Origin of the sequence: Sporosarcina sp. P3 (assembly GCF_002743415.1) — a bacterium.
GTDB classification, from domain to species: domain Bacteria; phylum Bacillota; class Bacilli; order Bacillales_A; family Planococcaceae; genus Sporosarcina; species Sporosarcina ureae_A.
This window is the reverse complement of the sequence record NZ_PDZE01000015.1, coordinates 1-17,717: the sequence shown is the minus strand read 5'-3', so window position 1 is coordinate 17,717 and position 17,717 is coordinate 1. Positions and strand designations below refer to the sequence as shown.

Genomic DNA, 17,717 nt, shown 5'->3' with positions numbered 1-17,717 from the left:
CTAGCTTAAAAGTGGTGGAACTGTTCAATTGGCAAGACAAATACAGTAGCTCCGCCTACTTCTACTTCGATTGGGTACGGGATATATGAATCCGCATTACCACCCATTGGTGAAACTGGAGCAACCATTTGATCGCGAGAACGACAATTATCACGAATTAAATCCAGTGCCTTGGAGACTAACTCATCTTCCACACCCATTAGAAACGTTGTGTTACCTGCGCGAAGAAATCCACCTGTACTGGCTAATTTTGTATTCCGAAAATCACTTTTAGTCAATGCAGAAGATAATCGGTTACTATCTTGGTCCTGTACCACTGCTACAATCAGTTTCAATGTACTCTCCCCTTTTCCGATTTCTCATAAAAATATATTTCTTCTTTATTATATCATGAATTCTTATGTAAGTTGACTTCTGAACTTACAATTCGCCAAACATTTTCCACGACTTGCGCTGGTAGCTGGTGTGCATCTACCACTTGGATTCGCCTGTCATCCCTTGCTATCACTTCTTGATAGCCTTTGCACACTCGCTCGTGAAACTCCAGTTTTTCCAAATCCAGACGGTTCTGCTCACGGTCTTTGTCTTTCCATATCCGGGCTAATCCTACTTCAGGTGGCACATCGAAGTAAATTGTGCAATCAGGCATGTACTCCCCAATAGCAAACAAGTTGATTGATAGTACTTCATCTATACCTAGTCCACGTGCAAACCCTTGATATGCCAATGAACTATCAATGAAACGGTCACATAATACAATTTTATTCTGCTTCAGAGCAGGTATGATTTTCTCTACTAAATGTTGTCTACGGGCAGCCGCATACAGCAACGCTTCTGTCTTACCATCCATTGTACTGTGATTCGAATCCAAAATCACTTCTCGAATTTTTTCAGCAATAGGGATTCCACCCGGTTCACGTGTCATGACTACATCTTCTCCATGTGCCTTTAAGCGCTCCGCTATTTTTTGCAATACGGTAGTCTTACCAGCCCCTTCCGGCCCTTCAAAACTAATGAATAATCCCGTCATCTTCTATTCCCCTATCTATTCAAAACTACTTTTACTTGTTTCGTCTCTCGATTGATGGCCCCTTGAAACCTACAACCAGCCACCAATAGATCGTATATTTGTTTTATATGGTCTTGGTTAATGCATTCTCCCGCACATAATAGAGGAATGCCTGGCGGGTACGGAATAATCGCTTCCGCTGCTACTTTTCCAGTTGCACTCTGCATACTTACCCATTCCTTATCCATCGTATGAAGCTGGGTTGCCGTATATACTACTGTTGACGGAGCACTGTTTGATAAATAGTTGTTGAGCCGCACTGACGTAATCTCTTTCTTCGCTAAACAGTCCATTGCATTTTTAAATTTGCCCGCTACGTCGTCGATGCATACTTCATCCCTTGCTTTTACCAAAGGCAGTACAAGCAACACTTGGTACAGATCCGCCAACTCAGGGTAAATGCCCTGTTGCTCCAATGCTTCCTGCAAGACGTATCCTGAATGACCTGTTGCGCGTACGAGCAACTTCAGTTGATCATCTGTCTCGATTACTTCAACGCAAGGCGTATTGTATAGACCTTGAATTAAGTTATTTCTGTATACTTGAAAACTTTCATAGTCTTTTTCATTATACGTCTCTGCATAATACCTGGCATCATCCAAAGATGCCATCATTAAGTAAGATGGACTGCTCGATTGTAACATTTGGAGGTAATGTGCTACTCTTTCCGTTCTTATAAATTTTGAACGGATATGTAAAAACGACGCCATCGTCATCGCTGGTAATGTTTTATGCGCGGACTGAACGACCAGATCTGCTCCGAGTTCGAGTGCGCTCTTAGGAAATGCATCATGTGCTATGAAGTGAGCACCATGCGCCTCATCAATGAGGACTGGTATTTTGCGGCTATGACATACTTCTATAATTTGTCTAAGGTCTCTATTTACTATTCCATAATATGTAGGTGTGGTGAAAATAGCTGCTTTCACATCCGGATACTGCGTGAGTGCCTCTTTTACAGTCTTTAATGAAACCGTTCCAGCCGTTTGCGTCTGTCCATCCCAATCCGGAGAGAGAAACACTGGATTCGCACCTGTCAGTTCCAATGCATTGAATATAGATTTATGTGCATTACGTTGCACCATTACCAAGTCTCCCGGCTGAACTGTTGCATACAACATAGCCAGGTTTCCTACAGTCGAACCATTCACTAAAAAGAAACTCCGTTCGCTTCCATAAAGACATGCCAACTTGTCTTCTGCTTCTTTAATCGCACCTGTCGCTTCATGCAAGTCATCAAGTCCTGCCAGCTCCGTCAAATCATATGCAAGTGCCTGACGCACAGCTGTCGGCAAATCGGATAATGCCCCTCCTTTGTGTCCCGGTACATGGAATGAAACAGGCTTCTGGTTATGGAAACGCTGTAGAGCTTGCACAAGTGGACGATCTTGATATTTCATCTAACACGCACTCCTTTACTTTCATTCAGTATAGCAAAAAGCGACACTCCTGACTAAAGGAGTATCGCTTTTCAGGTCACATCATATGGTTTATATGCTTTTAACATAGCTTGTGCTCTTGATTTGACACTTAATTTTTCATATATAGAAGTCAAGTAGACGCCTACACTCTCCTCCGTCAAAGTTAGATTTCTTGCTATCTTTGGATTGGTTTGACTTAGTACAAGTAATGAAAACACTTCTTGCTCGCTTGGTGTCAGTGAATCAAGTGCCGAATCCCGCTTTTTTGTTGCCAGCACTAAGCTTTCTACGTAGAAGTAGGGAACTTGTGTCCAATTCAACTCATGGGATTGCTTTCGTATTTTTTTATATTCTTTCAACATCAATTCCATACCCTCTTCCCTAGTGAACAACTGTATATAGCCGTACTCTTTACTATAGGTCATGGCATCATGTAAAGTTTGAGCCATTTCCAGCCAGGATTCTTGATAGGCATAGCATAGGCTTTCTAAGATGTTTGCTTCGATCAATGTCTCAATTTGCCCTTCCTGTAATGCTTCAAATTTCACATGTAGCACTTTCTTCAATGCATCCTCCCATTGACCTTTCTTCAGAAGTAATCTTGCTTCTACGAGTATGACAAATGGATGTTGGGAGGTACCTTCTTTATATCCATTCTGCATTTTTGAGAAAGCTATTTCTGCCTCTTCTAGATTATCCTGCGTCAAGTAAATGAATGCTTCGAAAGCATATAGAAATCCTCTCCAGTGGCTTACTTCTGTATATAACAAAGCCCTTTGCAACGTTCGATGTGCATTTTCCATCTCACCATTCGCGATATACAGTTTACAACTCAGCATATACATAGGTATTAGCAAGCCTGGATCTTGGTAATGATGAGCTGAAAGAAGTGCTTCTACTTGATGTTCTCTGGCTTCTTTCAGTAAGCCTTTCACGTACAACCTTTCCGCTTGAATTCCGTGATCATAGCCGATAATAGAAAGCTCATTTCCTCGACAAGATTGCCATTCCAGTCGTACTTGTTGGTATTCATGGATTGCTAATTTTTTAGGAGAGCCTAATGGTGTGCGCGATAACGTAGGCTCTGTTTTATTAAACTGGAGGGGCATTACGTATAATTTGGAACGCTTTTTTATATGAAGATCAAAACCTTTTTGCAGCCACCGCCCCACCTCTGTCATACCCCCCATTCGTATGACGGTGATGTAGGACTTGATCAAAAAATAGTCGTATGCAGCGGATTGGCTTCTTACAGTAAAAGCGTTCCAATCTTTTTGATTTTCTTGGGTCGTCATTCGGCTTGTGACGAGATCCGCTGCATCCACTTGGTGCTCAGCAAGAAGAGAAAAGGCATACAATAGTTGAAGATCTAAAGCCAATGGAATATTAGCTATTTCAAATTCACGGCACCAAGATATGAAGGTTAAGGTCTCTCTATTCTTTATAATATCTTCACCGTAATTCATCATCCAAGTACTCGCAAGTGGATACGCCTTGCCTATTATGGCATGCGTGATTGCTTGCACTATATCACCTTGCTGAAAATATACACCCGCTGCTTTTTTATGCAATTCTACTATAAAGCTCCTTGAATAGGTTTGGTGCAAGTTTTGTTGCAACGCGACAGCGAAAAGAGGATGATAACGATAATGTGCATCTTTTTCAGTATCTCTCTCTATGAAAAAGCCTTTTTCCTCTAGATTTTGTAAATGAACCAAGCTTTCTTTATTCCCTAGTAGTGCGTCGCATAGATTGTGATCCATTGTATTCAAAATGGATGTTGCTAACAGAAAATGTTGTGCCGAGTTTGAGAAACTATCCCATAGATCATTCATCAAAACATTCATAGCATACTGTCGATGTCGGTCAGATTGTATTCGGTTACACATACCTTGAGACTGCAATGCGTTTCGAAGTCCTGCAGGCCACCCTTCTGCCCGAATGAATTCTTGCCACACTATTTGTTGCTGTTGAGGTTGATGCTTCAAGTACCTTTTCATATCTTCCACTGTGAAACGTAGATGTTTTGTCTTGACTTCGGTGACAGTGAATAAGGATTGCCAGAGTGCAAGTGTAAAGGGAGGAAAATGGCGACTGGCGAAACAAATTTTCAATGGTTCAGGTAGTTCCATTACAAAATACTGGATCATTTCCAATAGTTCAAGAGAGTTGATATGATGAAAGTCATCAATAATTAATCGAACTTGTTTCGTCATTACGCTACCCAGTTGTTTGTAGAAATTCCACATCGCATTCAGTTTATCGCGATCTGCATTGGCCAATTGTTGCTGTAATTCCTCATTTGGTAGCAAATTGCAAGCTGAATAAACGGTATAGATGATATAACGAAAAAATTGGAGAGGCTCATTATCCGCTTGATCGACTGTTAACCATGCGACGTTTTCATTTAAATTATCTGACCACTGAGTCAAAAATGTCGTTTTTCCATAACCCGTTGGAGCATTGATAAACAGAACTTTTGACTGAACCGCCTCATGTTGAATAGCGATCATATTCTCTCTACTAATCCACTCTTCATGCTGTGCTGGTATTTGTATTTTTGATGCTAATAGTATGACCATGATAACCACCCTCACATTGATAGTAGTTTATTGTTGTGCTACCGCCAGTCTTTGGCCTGCAAAATCGCCTGAGTCCGTGAACTGACATGGAGTTTCTTGTAGATTTTTGATAGATATACTCTTACAGTTCCCACAGAAAGAAAAAGCTGTTCCGCAATTTCTTTATTGGAAGCACCGGTTGCAAGCGCCTTAATTAACTCTTCTTCGCGAGGAGTCAAATTCGGTTTGCTATTGTGATGAGTAGCCACAGGGTGATCGGTATGGTCCTTCTGCAACGATTGAGCAAAGACAAGCGGCACTGTTTTCCATTGTGGCTGCTCAAAGCTCATTCGGCTTTTTATATAACTCACTACTATTGGGTTCAAAGATTTTTCTTCTAAAAGCATACGTTTATAGCCTGATTTGACTGCTAGTTCCAATACTTCATGAAGTATATCGATCGCTAACTTCTTTTTATTGTTTTTCCACATACAAATTGATCGCAATACCTTTGTCTCCATAATAATTGTCATCTGAGATTTTTCTTGAGCTTCTTGCGACACTTGGTCAATATAATTAAGTGCTTTTCGTGTATTACCTTTTGCTATATGCAGTCTTGCTTGTACAAGCATCCAGAATTCCAAACCCGATTCTGTTTGCTGATGTGTTAAATTGGATGATTTGTTCAATTCACACTCTGCTCGTTCTAGGTCACCTTCCCGAATATAGCTTAGGGCTTTCATTGTAATCAAAATACATTGCCAATTAGGATGGGCTGCTGATTCCATGGCGTGATTCAGTATAGCTTGAGCTTTGGTAAACTGTTCATTAGCCAGAAAAATTTTAGCTTGCAAAACGTACATCGGTATAGACAAGCCTACATCATTATGATGGTAAGTATATTCCAAGGCTATTTTACTATATTGCTCAGATTCATGTAGCAAATTCATTTCATATAATACTTCAGCTTGTAGACCATGACTGTATCCTGATAGGTTATGGGCAAGAAATGTATCATTTCGCAAAATGTCGTTCAATGTAGATAATTGTTTGATGGAAATTAGTTTACCTCTGTTGCCTAATCTCGTTCTCAGTAATTGTGGTTCAAAGTGGTTATAGATAATCGACACGTTTTTCCATCGGGAATCAACAGGTAACGGATGAACGTGAATTGTTTTCTGTAAATGTGTGACTTTTTTCTTTATACATCCTTGATCCCTAAACAACGTAAAGGTTTTTACAATGTCTAAAATTAGCGACGCGTCTTTTAATGAGTCTTCATCTTTCCAATTTGTTTTTTCATTCCGACGATCTAGTTCTCGAATAACCGATTCTGCCTTATCCATTTCAAACCGAATAGCTAGATTAAACGCGTATATTGCAAGCGTTTCTGCATGGATTTCAAAAGAATGTTTACGTAGCATCATGATCCATCTCATGAACATCTCATTCTGTTTGGATACGAAGATATTTACTAGGTTCTCTTCAATCCAATGGTTGGCTACATCTAATAATTTCCCTTTAATCGCTAGCTCGATCGCCGTTGCATAATCTCCTTGTTTATATTGAACATGCGCGGCTTTAGCATAAATTTTTGTTACACTGTCTTGCGAAAAGCGATGATGCATTTCGTTCTGTAGAACCATCAAAAAAAGATCATGGTATCTGTATGTCAACTGATTGTCTCTTAACTGATTGGTGAATACCCCCTCCTCCTCCATATCTCTCAATACCTCTCCACTATCATTTCGGTTCAATACCTGATTACAACTTTCGGGAGTTACATCTTTCAACACTGATGTACGCATGAGAAACTCTTGCATAGAGGGACTGAGTCTAGAAAATACTTCATACAGTAAGTAATTTGTTACTACCGGTGACGAGATAGAGAAATCTTTTGCTTCCCATTGGAGAACTTCTTCTGAACCCGTCATATTTAACAATTGAATACCTAAAGGCCAACCTTCTGTAATACGTAATACTTGCTGATAGAAAAGTTTTGAATGGCTCGATTGCGGAGAACGTTTCTGGAAAAACTCTCGGACTTCGTCTAATTGAAATTGAAGTTGTTGAATACCAATTTCATATATCCAGCCCTTTGGCCGCCATTTGGAGATGGTCAGGGGTACTTCGTCTTTGCTTGTTATGAAAATTTTCACATGATGTGGCAAATAATCGATGAATTGGTTCATCATTTTATGGATGACTGGATTCGTGACCATATGATAATCGTCTAAAACAAGTGTGATTTTTGTTGTTTGGCTACTGAGTTCATTCAATAGCATATCAATAATCGTAGAATAGGGCGGGCTTGTTTTGATGAACAGCAATAGCCTATCCGCACGGATTGTATTCCCACTTTTCTCGATGGACATGATTACGTAATTCCAAAATCTAACGGGATCATTGTCCATTTCGTCTAATGTGAGCCATGCCGTCGAGTCAGTTATTTCGGAGAACTTTTTACTCAGCAACATAGTCTTTCCATAGCCTACGGGTGCGCGGACGATAGTAAGTCGAACCAATCCTGCGTGAATAGGAATTTCTATGTCTTTTCTACTGATTATTTCCTTGTTTGCTATAGGCATTTTAACTTTTCCGTTAGCTCCATGTACATTCACAAGTTTTCTCTCCCCTCGATTGCTATAGGTCTCACGCCAGAGCCCGATCTACCTATCAACTTGCGGAGCTTCATGATACATCTGTATTAAAAAATATTTCTCCGATTGGCTTATTGAGTACATCCGAAATTTTCTTCATTGTTTTAGCGCTTGGATAGTAAGCTCCGTTTTCTATTTTGGATAAAGCTGTACGTCCGATGCCTACCCGCTCAGCCAATTCAGCCTGCGTCAGGTTCATTTCTTTCCTGAGTTTTTTTATATGATTGGCCAACATCCCGTTTTCTCCTCTCACTGAAGCTTTATAATTGACTGCTTTATTTAGGAATTCCAATGTAGATGTTTCCATTCCACCCATTCGCCATAAAGAAACCCTCGTTTGACCCTCTTCTGCTGCAATTTTTATCCACTGATACAAGGTCTGCTGATCTCCGTACCAAACAGTGAATGCTTTGCCGTATTTATCCTTGTAGTCAAAATACATACTGCCACTGGATGGATCTCGTATAGGTATAACTTTACTTTTTTTAGCAAGTTCCTCTGCCTCTGTTTCGGTGAGAGGTTTCGTTTCATCGCTCCCGTGTTGCCAACTAAAACCGCCAGCCGATAGAGCAATAATTGGTTGTCCGGGTAAAGTATTCATTTTTTTCACTACTGTTCGAATGAATTCATCATTCGCTTTCGGACCTGGCTCCGAGTGGCTCCCATATAAGTTATATGCCATCATGACGTAGACTGGTCCTGTCGGGAAATGGTATTGTTCCACGTGTAAATTGGGTTCCACTATAATACGCAACGGTTTTCCTTGTGCCTGAAGAACGTCATATAATTCTTTATAAAATTGAAGCAAGTTGGGCAGGTCATCTTTATTTATATTTTCATAGTCTATTTCTAGCCCTTCGAATTGATAGGCATCGATATAATTTAAGATGTTATCAATATGCCTTTCACGACTTTCTGGTGTTTCTACCAAACGTCCAATTAACTCAGGGTCTTTGTGCACGACGGTACCATTAGGTAGAAACTGGTCATTCACAATCGTTAAATCTAAAGGTATATTACGTTCCTTTGATAGTTTCTTCATTGCGGCAATAGCGTCATCCATTTTATCCCGCAAGTAGACGTGATCCTCCTCATCAAAATACGCTGCAAAAACCTGCGCCCTATGCACACCATGAACTTGTCGGAGGTCTTCCACTCCACTTTGCCATTGCCATTCTGTCACCCACGCTGAAAACTCTAATTGATCTAGACCTGACACATTCATAGTTTGCTGTTTCTTTTCCTGACATCCACTAAAAAAGAAGCAGGAAATCACAATGAATAATACTTTTTTATTAGTGGACATTGAAATCTCCGCCTTTTTTACATGCCAGTCATTAGAAGTTGTCGACTACCCAGTTCATAGCCGACTTAATTGAACCGACAAATGTATACATTAATTGCTGTGGCTTTTGTATTTTATTTGTAAATAATGTCGTCTGTTCAACATCACTTTTCGTCAAAGAAGAAATTGTCACATCACTAAACTGTGCATCATGAATTGGATCTTGGAATTCTCCTGGTATCCATGTAGAACCTAATGCTAGCTTTCCAACCTGAATGTCTCGGTTAACAATTAGCTTATTGATAACCTTTTCGTCATTCAGCCAGATGGTTAATTTATTATCTTGAAGTTCAATTTTTAAGTTTTTTTCATTAAATAACTTTTGTTGGTGTGCTTTTTCTTCTTTTTCTGAGTCAGTTTTATCTTGATCGGTTGTTTGCTGTATTGTAGCTTTGGATATTTGTTTTGTTTCAAGTATTTCTTTCAACTGTCCTGCCACTTTTTCTTCTATTACTAGATGGTCGTTTTCAAATGCAACTTTTACATATGAATCACCATTATCACTACGTCTTAGGTAAACAGATTGTTGACCTTCAGCAGTACCGCCCACTTTTCCTGTGAACTGTATATCCTTGTTCGTACTCTCTTTCAGAACCAGTTTTCCATACATTCTTGCTTTTGATGTCAGAGTGATTGTATTATCATGAAACTCTGCCGCGCTTTCAATCATCTTCCACTGTTTAGCTTGTTTTTCATCACCTTTTATAAAATCTATCTTCTGATTTGTATCATGTGAAATTTTCATGAGTAAATGATTTGTTGACCAGGAAGTCTTGGGCTGGACGCGGGTTAGGTTATATAATTCTTTATCTTTTGTGTTATATGCATCTCCTTCTTGATTGAAGTGCATATCAAATGTCTTTCTAATCTCTTTGTCATTGACTTCAGTAACCAATTTATTTGCTGTATTATATAAACCATTTGCATGCATAATCATGTAGACACCGGGCACAGTACCCAATTGTTTTTGATACACATTGCGCATCTCTTCATAGTCATTTGTAATCCGCTTTTCCATCTCCACTCGATTCTCACTTGGAATCAAGTTTTGATCACGGATGAAGTCCATCGAAAAGTGGTTGTACGAATTGATTTCGTCTTTATTCAGTACTTCTTCATCATCACGAATATTCAAGAAGGTACCTTCTTTATTGAAGATATTGATATACGTTAAACGGTTTCCATTACTACCTAATTCCCAGAAACCACTTTTTTGCATCTGTTTTAGATGTGAAGGCTGAAGAAAACGATTATCGTTCTCGTCTAGTTTGTTGGCAAAGGAGAGCAATGTCGCTTTGTAGTTATACTTCTTTAACAGTGGATTGACAAATACGCTCGTATCCGTACGTCCATCTTCGAAAGCAAGGAATAATGCTTTTTCGGGCAATGGCTTCTTATTATTGTAGAAATTTAGAATATCTTGTTGAGAGATTGTCTCATATCTTTGGTCCGTCAACGCTTCTAGCTGTCGTTGCATTTGTTTCTTAGCAAACAAAGAATCCGACCCATCCCTTGAAACACCTGGATATGAAAGAGCAATAAAACCTCTCGTGTTCTTCCAATCTTTAGTATCCGATGCATTATAACGATTCATTTCGACAAACGTTTGGAACACAAGGAAACCAATGACTAATAAAATACCTATTTGAAAAATTGATCGTCTGACTTTCCGCCGATTCTTCTTTTCGTAATCTAATATTTCATTACTTTTTTGTTTCATTTGTCATTCTCCTTGTCTACAAATTCATATAGTTATGATTTGATAGTTAGAGGATCTTTTTTCAGCTTCTTCCCCAACTTCTTCTCACGCGCTTCGATATCTTGTGGTGTATCGCGTGTTCCCCAAGTAGATTTCCAGAATGTCACCCATGCAATAGGCATCTGCCACAACAGAACAGCCTCATACATCAAAACAAAGAAAAAACCGAAGATCCAAAGACTGCTTTTCTTAAAGAACAAGTAGGCGGTGCTCATCATGAAGGCCATCAAGAATAAGCCCATCAAGAAAGTGGTTGGGATTACACCGTGAAACAACGGCACATAGACTAAGTTATACAGTACGACAACGGGTGCTGCGATTGGGACAATCAGACCTACGTAAAAGAACAGAGCCATGAATACTTCTTTCCTCCAAATAAATGTTCCTGCTCGTAGTGATTCGCGTAACCAAGAGCGTTTCCAGCGCATTTGCTGTTTTAAAAACACACCAAATTTATCCGGCACCACTGTTGAACAGATTGCATTATCTTGATATGCCGTGCGGTGTGTTTGTAAAATGAAATTGGTCATACTACGATCATCGCCAAATGTTGCCGGTTGCCCTAAGAAAGTTTGATTAAGCCAATCATCCTGATTCTCGAGAATCAAAGACTTTCTATAGCAAGACAATGGACCCGATAAACAAGTGACACAATCAAAATATGATTCGGCTGCTTTCATGACTCGAAAAGCAATGTAATAACGTACGACTTGTAATTTAGTAATACTGTTTGTATATTTATTTTCAACATCTGTTCTTCCTGCCACTCCACCCATTTTAGGATCCTGGAATGGCTGAACTAAGTTCAAAATAGCATTGGGCTCGAGGAAGCTATCTGAATCAACGAATACAACAAGATCATGTGTAGCTAATGCAACACCGTCCACCAAAGCTTCACGTTTTCCTCCATTTTGCGGCATTACATATACTTGTAATCGTTCTTTAATTTTGTAAACTTCATCTTCTTGCTCTAGCTTTTCTACTGCTTTCCAAACATTTTCTACTGTACGATCTGTCGACTGATCATCCACGATAATTACTTCCAGTTTGTCAATTGGATAGTTTTGATTCAGACAGCTGTAAATCGTTTTATGAATCCACTCTTCTTCATTAAAGACTGGAATGATAATAGAAACACCAGGACGATAATGTGAATTGATCGGTACGTTTCTATAAAAGGCACCAAATATATACCGCGTTAGCAAAAATGTAGCTGCAATTAAACTATAAAAATAAATAAATTTATTAAATTTGAAATATACTAAACTCTCAATACGCATCAATACAATAAAGAACGCGACAAGCAAAAGACTGGCAAGCGTAAAAGTCGTAATAAATCTCCACTTTGTTCGTTGGAAGTAGGAATCCAATGACTCGACAAATTTAAAGACCATTTTCCAAGTTATTTCACCAGTCGGCATCTTTACTTCCTGCCAACTGACCGTTCCACGGATTCTCACCGTCGACTCGTACCCTTCCGGCATCGTCCCTTGTGGAATTTTGAAGCGCAAGTATACAACATCTCCAGACTTCAGTGAATTCATGGAAGAATCGAAGTCTACGATTAGCTCCGTCTTGGATATTTCGATAGCTTTTGTTTTCATCTTGGCACTAAATCTTTTCATTCTCACTATTACGTTAAGGTCACATGAGTAGGAATCTTTTAACAAGCGATTTGTTTCAACCTCGTTGCCCTCTTCATCTCTTCGCAATATTGGAACGTTCGGAAGAATTGTCGATTCACTAGTGTGTCTGATTATCTTTTTGGCTTCTGATTTTTCTTTCACCATAATTCCACACCTTTCTTATAAACTCCAATATCGGATATGCTGGTCTTCAAATTCTTTTTTATTGTAAATCCCCTTAACGTCAATTAATAATTGAGTAGTTTCCGTCTCAAACATGTTCTGAAAGTCTTCTAGCGTTAGTCCTCTGTATGCCTCGTGAGGTACTGCAACAATCACTGCGTGCAGTTCTTTGAAATTATCAATAGAGGCGAGTGTGATATCACATTCTTCTTTGACCGCTTGGGGGTCTGCTAACGGGTCTGCGACAATTGGTTCGATTCCATACTCTTTTAATTCTTTGATAATATCGAGTACTTTTGTGTTACGGAAGTCAGGACAATCTTCTTTAAATGTAAGGCCGAGTACACCTATTTTGATAGTATTCATATTCACTTTCTGCTGCGCGAGAATCTTAAGAATTTGCTGGGAAATGTACGCTGCCATAGAATCATTGATATGGCGCCCTGCAAGGAGTATTTTAGATCGGTATCCGCAGTCCTCTGCTTTATATGTTAAATAGTAAGGATCGATTCCTATGCAGTGACCGCCTACTAACCCGGGAGAAAACGGTAGGAAGTTCCACTTCGTTTTTGCTGCACGCAATACCGCCTGTGTATCAATTTTCATTTGATTGAACAACATGGAGAGTTCATTCATAAAAGCAATGTTAATATCCCGTTGGGCATTTTCAATAACTTTCGCTGCCTCTGCCACTTTGATGCATTCTGCTCGATATACTCCAACGTCAATAATCATTTCATAGACACTTGCCACAGTATCTAGTGTTTCCTCATCACTGCCAGAGACAATTTTAATAATATTTTCTAAACGATGGACTTGATCACCCGGATTAATGCGCTCTGGTGAATAGCCTACTGTAAAGTCCGTACCGAATTTCAGGCCGGATGCGCCTTCTAGTTCAAGTATGCACACTTCCTCTGTCACGCCAGGATAGACAGTTGACTCATAGACTACGACTGACCCTTTCTTCATGTTTCGCCCTACCAATTGGCTAGCCAACTGAAGAGCTTTCAAGTCGGGCAGGTTTCCTGATTGAATGGGTGTTGGAACTGCAACGACGAAAAACTTGGCGTCTTGTAAATGATTTTCATTGGAGGTGAATAGCATATTAGCATCTCGAATTCGTTCATCTCCAACATCACCTGTCACGTCAATTCCAGCAACTAACTGGTCAATCTTTTTTTCACTTACATCGAAACCAATTACATCAGCCACTTCAGAAAATGCAATAGCCACTGGCAGTCCGACGTAACCTAAACCAACCACTGCAATCTTTTCTTGTCTATACATGATTCGCTCGTATAATGAATTCACCATCCATACCATCTCCATTTTTAGTTATTCTTCATTCGCATTAATTCTGTCATATGTTTAAATGTATAGCCTTGATCGCGTAATGTATGGATAACTTTTGGGAGTGCTTCAATCGTCTGCGTGCCATCCAAGATGTGAAGTACAATGACACTTCCATCTCCACGTTTGTTGACAACACGTTTGAGAATTTCATCGGCATCATTTGCTGTATCCCAATCAAAAGGGGTTACATCATATAATGCAATGCTTTTATAACCTGTTGCCATTGCAATTTTCGCTGTATTTTCATCTATTTCACCAGTAGCAGGACGGAACAGCATAGTGGGTTTTGCTTGAATCGCTTCAGTAATGATTTTATGTGCTTTAACCAGATCCTCTTGCAGTTCTTCAGGTGTCATTTCTGTTACTATCTCATGGCCATAAGAATGACTTGCAACTTCATGGCCTTGTTCATAAATAGCGCGTGCTAAGTTTGGATTTTTCTCAACACCTTTACCAATCAAGAAGAACGTAGAGGGTACTTTCTCCTCCTTCAAAATATCGAGAATCTTTGTAACTGTGTAATCGCTTGCCCAGTCGTCAAATGTCAGCGCAATCACTTTTTCTTCAGTAGGAGCATCGTAGAAAATATTTGGCTTTATATCTTTATAGTTTGGATTGACTTTGATTTGATCATAGCCTGCAATTTGTTCAAGTGGCTTACGCTCGGTACCTCTATCAATTAATTCCTTTAGTGGGATTAATTGATAACCAGTGTTTTCTACAGCCTTCGCAATATATGGAATTGCATCTACTACCTCAGGGTTAATATCTGTATGCATGGAAATAATTGCGCCTCGTGTTATATATCTTTCAATATATTCACCAATTGACTTTGCTCCCTGCATATCCCCTTCACGTGGGTTGATTGTGTAGTGAACAACCGCATCCATACCAAGCTGTGCAGTTATGGCTTGAAGATCTTCATTGTATTCGCCTGATCTCGTTCTGACATAACGGGGTGTTACTCCCGTTTCATTTCGGATTACTTCATTACTGAGTTTTACTTCTTTGTACAGCTGCTCGTAACTTGTATTTTGAAGATTCATTTGGTTTAATGTGTTGTTTTCTATTTCGTGGCCGCGTTCTAAAATCATTTTGGCAATTTCAGGTTCTTCCGCTACTCGAATACCTGGCAGAAAGAACGTAGCTGGAATATTGTTTTTCTCTAGGGCATCCAAGAGCGCCACCATCGTCTTTTGGTCGGCCATTCCGTTAAACGTAAGTGATAACTCTTTTCTGGTTGTCCATACATAGGAAAGTACTTCACTTTTTTCACCTATATAGGGGTCTACCTTTTGACTAGCTAGTGCAACAGCACCTGAACTACCACTTTTTCCACCTCCAAATAATGGTGAACACCCTCCCATCAATAAAAAAGAGCTTAGAAGTAGCAAAAAAGAAATAAATTTTAATTGGCTAAAACCATGAGAGATCCCATATTCATAACGCATTCCCAACACCTGCACTTTCTGTGTCGCCACATTTTTAAAAGCCTATTTGTAAAAACTACGAATATTACACTAAGCATTCAGTACGACTAGTGTTAATAAGGAGTTCAGACCGTTTGTACGGTTTATTTAAGTTCATCAACAATAAACGGGAGTAAAAACTAATCAATAAAACTAGTAGTACTTGATAGCTGTAAAAGTAAATGTTAAATATAATACTGCTCTTTTTTATACAGAGAAAATACTTCTCATCTCCCTTCTAATTATTAATATTGCGTTGTGTTGTTTTACTAAACATTTAAATTAAAAAAACTCTTTGTTTAGTATTACAACACATAATATGGCGTTTAGTTCTTTTTGTCAACACATTTATTGAAAGACTACTCGGTTTATTTAAAATTGATACTCATGCTGGAATTCTTTGATCAGCTATTCTAGGTAGCATATAGACATGTTAAGATTGAGGGATTTGGAGTATAGCAGTTCCCTGACTAATAAAGTAGAATGGAGATATAGAAAGAGTATGATAAACAATTTGTGTATGTTCTAACCAATTTGTCTGTAATTCAATGGCAAAACTACTATTAGGTATTTCACTGACTTCTGTATATTTAAAAAGTATAGTCTTTTTACCTATAAACATTAATACAGTATTTCTTTTTATTTGTTACTATACAGGTTATGATAGTGGTACACACTTTTTAAAAATAGTCTGTAAATAGATAAGGTGGTAATATATTTGAATGAATTTGGAAATCGCCTAAAAAAATTACGCGAACAAAGACAGATGACATTACGTTACTTAGCAGACCTCGCTGGTCTGAGTTACTCTTTCATTGCCTCATTAGAAAAAGGTAGATACAACCCTTCTCGAGAAACAATTTGCGCACTAGCAGCAGCACTAGAGGCAGATAAAAATGAATTACTAATATTGGCAGGTTACTTGCCTAATGAAACAGTAGATCGAGCTATTTCTTCTTCAACAAGCAATAAACCGACTAGAGAACATAGTCTTGAGAACCTATTACAAGAACAAGTATCTTTTAAAGGAGTAAGATTATCCCTGGAAGATAAAAATGCATTGTTAGCCTTTATGCAAACAATGTTCAGTTTAAGAAAATAATCATATTACTCATTTTTCGAAAAACTGACAATACTCAATAGTATTTTACTTCATTCTACTATATAATAATGGTAGAATGATTTTCTATTTACACATATACTTATTGTAAAACAAAGTATAATACTAGCTTTTAAACGAAGCTGGCACTCCATTAGTTGCTGAATATAAAATCAATTTTTCACTCTCCCGTCGATTAAGTCTTTAAGTTAGGTTAAAAGGAGATGAGCAATATGCCGGCTTATATGGTTAATGAATATTATATTTTTACGTCGTATGAAGAAATGTCCTCACTCATTCATGACATTATTCACTATTCTCTTCTACCCACCCAACAAGATCGACATTCGTTTTCTATACTTACAGGTAACCTGGACACTACCACACTGAAATTCCAATCAGACAATGGGCTTTCCATTGCTGTACGATACGAAAGCGATGACGATATTTACTACTCCGTATGATTAGTTAGCCCGCTTTAATCAAAATGAATAAAAAACTTTGCTATCTAATCCATGGGTTTTTCAACATGGATTCTTTTGTTGTTGTCTCGGTTGTCTAGTGTGTTCTACTTTATATAAGTATGTTAGCGATTGTTATGGATACTGGTGAGATAGATGCCTGACTTGAAGTAGTTGTTGACAGGTTTTGTTGAACGTTTAAATGGAGCGATAGAGTGCGGTGGCCGTTGATAGTGGAGGACGATTAAGCGTTTACCGTGGCTCACTAGGCAGATATACGAGGCGATTGAGCGGTTGTGCGTTACTTATTGAGCGGGTATGTAAGGGGATTGAGCGCTTAAACCGTGTGATAGAGCACTTGCCGTGATTTATTGGGCGGTTACTGTGACCTTTTGATCGGATATACAGAGGCATAGAGCGAATTTCCAATCTTAATGAGCGGATACGCGAAGTGAGCGCGCGATGGTCGCAACTTAATGAGCGGTTAAGCATCACAATAGAGCGAATAACCCAGATCTATGAGCGGATAAAGTATGAATACATCATATTCCATTCAATTCTTTCTATTATTAAACACAAATACAAAGCACAAAAAAGCCACTCCCCATAGGGAATGGCTTCGTGCCTAGCAACGTCCTACTCTCACAGGGGGAAACCCCCAACTACCATCGGCGCTGAAGAGCTTAACTTCCGTGTTCGGTATGGGAAC

At 39.0% G+C, this 17,717-nt stretch carries 12 protein-coding genes and 1 rRNA gene; 2 read left to right on the top strand and 11 right to left on the bottom strand.

All coding sequences use genetic code 11. The features are described from left to right. Positions 1–5: 5 nt before the first annotated feature. The 10 genes from CSV61_RS14740 to CSV61_RS14695 all read right to left on the bottom strand — a co-directional run bounded on the left by CSV61_RS14740 (position 6) and on the right by CSV61_RS14695 (position 15,430). Positions 6–335, bottom strand: coding sequence for a cyclic-di-AMP receptor (locus CSV61_RS14740; protein ID WP_009499399.1), 330 nt, complete (start codon positions 333–335; stop codon positions 6–8). Positions 336–388: 53 nt separating this feature from the next. Further along, on the bottom strand, positions 389–1,030 hold the full coding sequence (tmk, locus tag CSV61_RS14735) for a dTMP kinase (protein WP_099639844.1): 642 nt from the start codon (positions 1,028–1,030) through the stop codon (positions 389–391). An 11-nt stretch (positions 1,031–1,041) separates the two neighbouring features. After that, positions 1,042–2,469 (bottom strand): aminotransferase class I/II-fold pyridoxal phosphate-dependent enzyme, encoded by a 1,428-nt coding sequence (locus CSV61_RS14730; RefSeq protein ID WP_099639843.1) that lies wholly within the window; start codon positions 2,467–2,469, stop codon positions 1,042–1,044. Positions 2,470–2,540: 71 nt separating this feature from the next. Continuing rightward, entirely contained in the window at positions 2,541–5,072 is a 2,532-nt protein-coding gene (locus CSV61_RS14725) for a winged helix-turn-helix domain-containing protein (RefSeq protein WP_099639842.1), read from the bottom strand. Positions 5,073–5,110: 38 nt separating this feature from the next. Further along, entirely contained in the window at positions 5,111–7,672 is a 2,562-nt protein-coding gene (locus CSV61_RS14720) for a winged helix-turn-helix domain-containing protein (RefSeq protein WP_099639841.1), read from the bottom strand. A 70-nt stretch (positions 7,673–7,742) separates the two neighbouring features. Next, positions 7,743–9,017, bottom strand: coding sequence for a helix-turn-helix domain-containing protein (locus tag CSV61_RS14715; protein ID WP_083034494.1), 1,275 nt, complete (start codon positions 9,015–9,017; stop codon positions 7,743–7,745). Between the two features lie 31 nt (positions 9,018–9,048). Further along, positions 9,049–10,776 carry a polysaccharide deacetylase family protein gene (locus tag CSV61_RS14710; RefSeq protein WP_099639840.1) on the bottom strand — a complete coding sequence of 576 codons (1,728 nt, stop codon included), beginning with the start codon at positions 10,774–10,776 and terminating at the stop codon, positions 9,049–9,051. A gap of 32 nt (positions 10,777–10,808) precedes the next feature. Further along, complete coding sequence (locus CSV61_RS14705; RefSeq protein ID WP_099639839.1) at positions 10,809–12,605, bottom strand: glycosyltransferase family 2 protein; 1,797 nt, start codon at positions 12,603–12,605, stop codon at positions 10,809–10,811. 15 nt (positions 12,606–12,620) lie between these two features. Next, the gene (locus CSV61_RS14700) at positions 12,621–13,940 is read right to left on the bottom strand and encodes a nucleotide sugar dehydrogenase (protein WP_233193642.1); all 1,320 of its coding nucleotides are present in this window, start codon (positions 13,938–13,940) and stop codon (positions 12,621–12,623) included. Between the two features lie 17 nt (positions 13,941–13,957). Beyond that, positions 13,958–15,430 (bottom strand): polysaccharide deacetylase family protein, encoded by a 1,473-nt coding sequence (locus CSV61_RS14695; RefSeq protein ID WP_083034491.1) that lies wholly within the window; start codon positions 15,428–15,430, stop codon positions 13,958–13,960. 736 nt (positions 15,431–16,166) lie between these two features. On the opposite strand from CSV61_RS14695, the gene CSV61_RS14690 reads away from it, so the two are divergent. Beyond that, on the top strand, positions 16,167–16,550 hold the full coding sequence (locus CSV61_RS14690; protein WP_099639837.1) for a helix-turn-helix domain-containing protein: 384 nt from the start codon (positions 16,167–16,169) through the stop codon (positions 16,548–16,550). Positions 16,551–16,780: 230 nt separating this feature from the next. Continuing rightward, complete coding sequence (locus CSV61_RS14685) at positions 16,781–17,011, top strand: hypothetical protein (RefSeq protein ID WP_099639836.1); 231 nt, start codon at positions 16,781–16,783, stop codon at positions 17,009–17,011. 620 nt (positions 17,012–17,631) lie between these two features. On the opposite strand, the gene rrf is transcribed toward CSV61_RS14685, so the two are convergent. After that, a 5S ribosomal RNA gene (gene rrf / locus CSV61_RS14680) occupies positions 17,632–17,717 on the bottom strand; the annotation flags it as partial.